The organism is Clostridia bacterium (genome assembly GCA_019683875.1).
Classification (GTDB): Bacteria; Bacillota; Sulfobacillia; order RBS10-35; family Bu92; genus Bu92.
In genome coordinates, this window is sequence record JADGHN010000112.1 from 1 (window position 1) to 5,473 (window position 5,473).

Sequence of the window (5,473 nt, forward strand, 5' to 3'; positions counted from 1 at the left end):
CTGGATGCGCTGCAGTACGTGGCGGGTGTGTGGGGGATGCGCCGCGCGGACCCGGACGCGTGGGCGGGGGCGGGCCGCGGATGAGCGCGCCGCGCGTGTCCGTGCTCGTCGTCGTGCGGAACGAGGCCGCGGCGCTCGACCGGCTGCTGGGCACCCTCGCGCAACAGACGCTGCCGAAGGACGCATGGGAGTTGATCGTCGTGGACGGGCGGTCCGAGGACGGCAGCCACGCGGTGGCCGAGCGGTGGGCGCAGCGGTTCGCGGCCGACGGCGGGCCGCCCGCGCGCGTCCTCGACAACCCGCGGCGCATCCTCGCCAGCGGTTGGAACATCGGCATCCGGGCGGCGCGGGCGCCCGTCGTGCTGCGGCTGGACGCGCATGCGGCCGTGGCGCCGGACTTTCTCGAGCGCTCCCTCGCGGCCCTGGCGGAGCGCCCGGAGGCGTGGGCGGCGGGGGGCGTGTTGCGGACGATCGGCCATGAGTACTGGGGAAGGGTGAACGCCGTCGTGTTGAGCCACCCGTTTGGCGTGGGGGACTCGCCGTTTCGCGTGGGCGCCGGGGAGCGGGTGCGCGGCGCCCGCGCCGGCGCCCGCGCGCCCGGATGGGCCGACACCGCGCCCTACGCCGCGTACTGGCGGTGGGTCTTCGACCGCGTCGGCCTTCTTGACGAGCGCCTGGTGCGGAACGAGGACCTCGAGTTGCACGCCCGCATCCGCGCGGCCGGCGGGCGGTTCTGGCTCGATCCGGACATCGTCGTCGAGTACGCGGCGCGCCCGACCCTGCGAGCGCTGCTGGCCAAGGCCTGGGGCGACGGGTTCTGGACGGTGCGCGCCCGTCGCCTGCACCGGGGCGCCTTCCGCCCGCGCCACCTCGCGCCGCCCGTGTTCGTCGCGGGCCTCCTCGCGGCCGTCGCGGCGCTGGCCTGGCCCCCGGCCCGCGCGGTGGGAGCGGCGGCGCTCGCCGCGTACGCGGCGGCCGTGCTCGCAGCCGCCGCCGGCGGCGCGCGCCGCGCCGGAGACGTGCGCCTCTTCCCGGGGCTCTGCCTGGCGTTCCCGGCCTTCCACGTCACGCGGGGCGTCGCCTCGCTCGTCAGCCTGGCCGTGCCGTGGCGGAGGGGTGGCGCCGCATGAGCGCCCCCGGACGTCGTCGTGCCGCGGGGGGCCCGCCCGGGGAAGGGGAGCGGTTCCGCACCCTGGTCCAGCGAGGCATCGTCGACGCGCCGGGCGAGTCGTGGTACGGGCCGCTGGTCTCGCGCCGCGTCTCTCACCGCATCTCCCGGTGGCTCGTGCGCCGTACGCGGGTCACGGCCAACCAGGTGACGGCCGCCATGGTCCTCGTGGGTACGGCGGGCGTCGCCCTCTTCGCCGGCCGGCCGCCGCTGGCTTGGCTCCTGGGCGCGGCGCTGCTGCACGCCTGGCTCATCCTCGACGCCGTCGACGGCGAGGTCGCGCGCGGCCGCGGCGCCACGAGCGCGGCCGGCGTGTACCTCGACCACGTGGGCCACTACCTGGTGAATCCGGGGCTGCTCTGGGCGCTCTGGATGACGGACCGGCTGCTGCCCGGGGAGACGCGGTGGGCGCTGGCCACGGCCGGTTTCGTCGCCGGTGTGCTTTCCAAGGCGGTGGGCGACGCGGCCGCCGCCCTGCGGTTGCACGCGCTGGAGGCGCGCCACCGGCGGCAGGCGGAGGTCGCCGGTGTGGCCACGGGAGCGACGGGTGCGGCAGCGGCGGCGCAAACCGAAGGGTCCCGGACCGGCGCAGGGGAGCCGCCGGATGCCCCCGCCGGCAGCCGCCTGGCCGCCTTCCGCTGGCTCAGCGACGCCGCCACGCCCCTCGCGGCGCTGACGCTGGTCGCGCTTTCCGCCATGGCGCCCGGCCGCGCGTGGCCCTTCGTCGCCGGCGGCCTCGCGGCCGCTGCGCTCACCCTGGCGCACCTCGCCAAGGCGGCCGTGGTCTTCGCCGGCCACTACCGTGCCTTCTCGCGGGCGGCCCGCGGTTGAGGCCGCCAGGGGACAAGATCAGCGCGGAGGCCGTCCGGCGGGACGTCGTCCCATGCGCGAGTCAATGTCTGCCGGCTCATGACGGTGGCCGATTCCCAGGATTTCCGTCCGGTCTCCGGCTGGCCGGTACACGATGCGCAGATCGGCCTTGGCCCGCCGACTCGCCCGACTCTGGAAGGCATGCCGGCGCCAGCCTTGCAAGCGGCCGGTCAGATCCTTTCCCGGCCGCTGGGTGTGCACGATCCTCAAATGGTGAAGGATGGCCGCCAAGGCCACCGAGTGGGCGTCGATGTCGGGATATGCCCGCTCAAGATCGCGAAGATCCTGGGACAAGTCACCCGCGTGAATGAGCAGGAAATCCATTTTGGCGATTTCCTCAAGGAACCACAGGCTGTTGGCCCGGTGTCCGGATGCTGAATGCAGCCTTCACTCCTCCTGCAGCAACAGCCGGGCCTTGCCCGCTTCCACGTCCGCGGGCTGCCGCTCATGGTCGAGCCGCTGGACCCAGATGCGCTCGATCTCAAGTTGCTCGAGTCGCTCCTCGAGCCGTTCCACGTATTCTTCCAGACGCTGCAAGGCCTGCCAGGCCTCGGGGCTCAGCAGGACGCCCACCACCTCGTGCCGGTGCGCCACTCGCAACTTGCCCTTGGCGGCCAGCCTGTCCCTCCATTCGGATTGTCGCAGCTCAGTCAGGGTGACCTGCTCGTCGAGGTCGAACCCGCTGCGGATCTCCTCCCTCAGCGTTTCAAGCGGCATGTTCCGTTCCCCCTCCACGCCCAGCTCCACCTCCAACGTACGCGGATGCACACGGAAGTGTCAATTAAAATGCCAATATACCGTCTCTTTTATGTCCGCCGCTTGCACGATATGCCGGTCCACCGCCCTCCACGGGATCGGGTGACCGGCGCGGGCCGTCACCCCTCCCCCCGCGGAAGGACCGCGCCCCCGCCGCGCGGTAGAATGGAATCGATCGCGAAGGGGGTAGGCGCATGGCCATCCAGACCGTGGAACGGACCGGCCGCCCGCGTAAGGTCCCGGTGACGTTCACCGTCAACGGCGAGCTCCGCGAGGTGTGGGTGGAGCCGCGTCGCACGTTGCTTGACGCGCTGAGGATCGACCTCGGCCTCACGGGCACCAAGGAAGGATGCGACCACGGCAACTGCGGCGCGTGCACCGTCATCGTGAACGGCCGCGCCATCTACAGCTGCCTCACGCTGGCCGTCTCGTGCGAGGGGGCCACCATCGAGACCATCGAAGGGCTCAGCCGGCCCGGCCAGCTCCATCCCATCCAGCAGGCGTTCCTGGAGCACGACGCGTTCCAGTGCGGCTACTGCACGCCGGGCCAGATCATGAGCGCGAAGGCGCTGCTGGACCGGCGCCCGGACCCGACCGCGGACGAGATCCGCGACGCCATGTCCGGAAACCTCTGCCGGTGCGGCGCATACCCGCGCATCGTGGAGGCCGTGCGCGCCGCGGCCGCCGCGCTGCGGGCGGAGGAGGACGAGGCCCGTGCCTAGGATCGTCAAGACGCAATACGAATACGAAGGACGCATTCGCGAGCAGATCACCGTCGTCGAGGAGGACGCCCTGCCCCGCTGGGGGCGGGATGCGGAACTGCAACTCGTCGGCCGGCCACAGCCGCGCGTCGACGGCGCCGCGCGCGTCACGGGCGCCGCGCGCTACACGGCCGACGTCTACCTGCCCGGCATGCTCTTCGCCAAGGTCCTGCGCAGCCCGCACGCGCGCGCCCGGGTGCGCCGCATCGACACGTCCCGGGCGGAAGCGCTGCCCGGCGTGCGCCTCGTCCTCACGGCCGATACCCTCCCCGACGGCCTTCTCAAGAAGGGCCCCAAACCGCTTGTGAAAGAGGTCCGCTTCGCCGGCGAGGAAGTGGCGCTCGTCGTCGCGGATGAGGAAGAGACGGCCTATGACGCGCTGCGCCTCATCGAGGTCGATTACGAGGTCCTGCCGCCGGTGCTCACGTGGGAACAGGCGCTTGCGGAGGGGGCGCCGCCCGTCACGGAGCGCGGCAACGTCGAAGGCGGCCAGCCCGTCGTCAAGACCTACGGCGACGTGGACCGGGGCTTGGCCGAGGCCGACGTGGTCATCGAGCGCACCTACACCACCCAGGTGGAGCTGCACAACGCGCTGGAGCCGCACGGCACCGTCGCCATGTGGGAAGGCGACCGGCTCACCGTGTGGGAGTCGACGCAGTCCGTCAGCGGCGTGCGGAAGGGCCTGGCTCAGGCGTACGGCCTGCCGGACGAGGACGTGCGCGTGATCTGCGAGTACATGGGCGGCGGCTTCGGCGCCAAGTTCGGGCCGCACCGCCACACGCACCTGGCCGTGATCGCGGCGCGCATCCTGGGGCGGCCCGTGCGGCTGGTGCTGGACCGGCGTGACGAGGACCTGGCCACCGGCAACCGCCCGGCCACGGTGCAGAAGCTGCGCATCGGCGCGCGGCGCGACGGCACCCTCACGGCGATCGACCTCGTCAGCTACCAGATCCAGGGCGCCGGCGGCACCGGTGGCGCCGTCGGCGGGCCCGTCCGGGACCAGTACCGCTGCCCGAACGTGCGCACGGTGGAGTACGGCGTCTACACGAACAGCGGGCCCTCGACCTCGTTCCGCGCGCCCGGGTACCCCGAGGGCGCGTTCGCGCTGGAAAGCGCGCTCGACGAGCTCGCCGAGCAGCTCGGCCTCGACCCGCTGGAGCTGCGTCGCCGCAACTTCACGGAGACGCGGCGCGACGGGAAACGGTACGCGCAGAGCTCGTTCCTCGAAGCGTACGAGGTGGGCGCGAAGGCCTTCGGCTGGAGCGGCCGGCCCAAGCCGCCGGATCCGGCGGAGCTCTGGCGGCGCCGCGAGCGGGGGGAACCGCTCGTCGTGCGCGGCGTCGGCGTGGCGGCCGGCATGTGGGGATCGGCCGGCTGGCCGCCGGCGTACGCGTGGGTGCAGCTTCATCATGACGGCACCGCCACGGTGACGAGCGCCACGCAGGACATCGGCACGGGCACGAAGACCGCTCTCGCGATGGTCGCGGCGGAGGAGCTCGGTTACCGGCTCGACGACATCCGCATGCGCTTCGGCGACACCGACATGGCCCCTTGGGGCACGGGCTCCGGCGGCAGCGGCACGACGAGCTCCATGGCGCCGGCCGTGCGCGCCGCGGCGGCGGACGCGCGACAGCAGCTCCTGCAGCTCGTGGCGGACTTCTTCGAGGTGGATCCGTCGCGGGTCACGCTTCGGGAGGGCGTGCTCCGCGTCGAGGGCGCCGGCGCGGACGGCGCGGTCGAGCGGCGCGTGGCCGACTTCTTCCGCGACATCGGCCCGATCAACATCGTCGGCCGCGGCGGGCGCGCCCCGAACCCGTCCGACCTCGCGGCCATCTCCATCGCCGTCCACTTCGCGGAGGTCAGCGTGGACGTGCAGACGGGGCGCGTCGCGGTGGAGCGGATCCTCGCCGTGCACGAG

General features: G+C 73.1%; 6 protein-coding genes. 5 read left to right on the forward strand and 1 reads right to left on the reverse strand.

All coding sequences use genetic code 11. From position 1 onward, the window contains the following. Positions 1-80 precede the first annotated feature (80 nt). From IRZ18_08215 to IRZ18_08225, 3 genes are all read left to right on the forward strand, one after another. Positions 81-1,130: a glycosyltransferase family 2 protein gene (locus IRZ18_08215; protein MBX5477086.1), complete on the forward strand. Its 1,050-nt coding sequence runs from the start codon at positions 81-83 to the stop codon at positions 1,128-1,130. Next, positions 1,127-1,999 (forward strand): CDP-alcohol phosphatidyltransferase family protein, encoded by an 873-nt coding sequence (locus tag IRZ18_08220; protein ID MBX5477087.1) that lies wholly within the window; start codon positions 1,127-1,129, stop codon positions 1,997-1,999. The genes IRZ18_08215 and IRZ18_08220 overlap by 4 nt, the downstream gene beginning before the upstream one ends. Positions 2,000-2,077: 78 nt before the next feature. Then, positions 2,078-2,416, forward strand: a complete 339-nt coding sequence (locus IRZ18_08225; protein ID MBX5477088.1) for a hypothetical protein — start codon at positions 2,078-2,080, stop codon at positions 2,414-2,416. Between the two features lie 9 nt (positions 2,417-2,425). On the opposite strand, the gene IRZ18_08230 is transcribed toward IRZ18_08225, so the two are convergent. Beyond that, the gene (locus IRZ18_08230) at positions 2,426-2,773 is read right to left on the reverse strand and encodes a hypothetical protein (GenBank protein MBX5477089.1); all 348 of its coding nucleotides are present in this window, start codon (positions 2,771-2,773) and stop codon (positions 2,426-2,428) included. 215 nt (positions 2,774-2,988) lie between these two features. Between IRZ18_08230 and IRZ18_08235 the strand changes: the two genes are divergently transcribed. After that, a complete protein-coding gene (locus tag IRZ18_08235; protein ID MBX5477090.1) occupies positions 2,989-3,516 on the forward strand; it encodes a (2Fe-2S)-binding protein in 528 nt (175 codons plus the stop codon). Further along, positions 3,509-5,473, forward strand: a 1,965-nt coding sequence (locus IRZ18_08240; GenBank protein ID MBX5477091.1) for a xanthine dehydrogenase family protein molybdopterin-binding subunit, incomplete at its 3' end; no start/stop codon positions are given. The genes IRZ18_08235 and IRZ18_08240, both read left to right, overlap by 8 nt.

Coding starts and splice junctions, on each gene's coding strand:
- IRZ18_08225 (MBX5477088.1), top strand. CDS start 2,078: ATGACGGTGGCCGATTCCCAGGATTTCCGTCCGGTCTCCGGCTGGCCG.
- IRZ18_08220 (MBX5477087.1), top strand. CDS start 1,127: ATGAGCGCCCCCGGACGTCGTCGTGCCGCGGGGGGCCCGCCCGGGGAA.
- IRZ18_08215 (MBX5477086.1), top strand. CDS start 81: ATGAGCGCGCCGCGCGTGTCCGTGCTCGTCGTCGTGCGGAACGAGGCC.
- IRZ18_08235 (MBX5477090.1), top strand. CDS start 2,989: ATGGCCATCCAGACCGTGGAACGGACCGGCCGCCCGCGTAAGGTCCCG.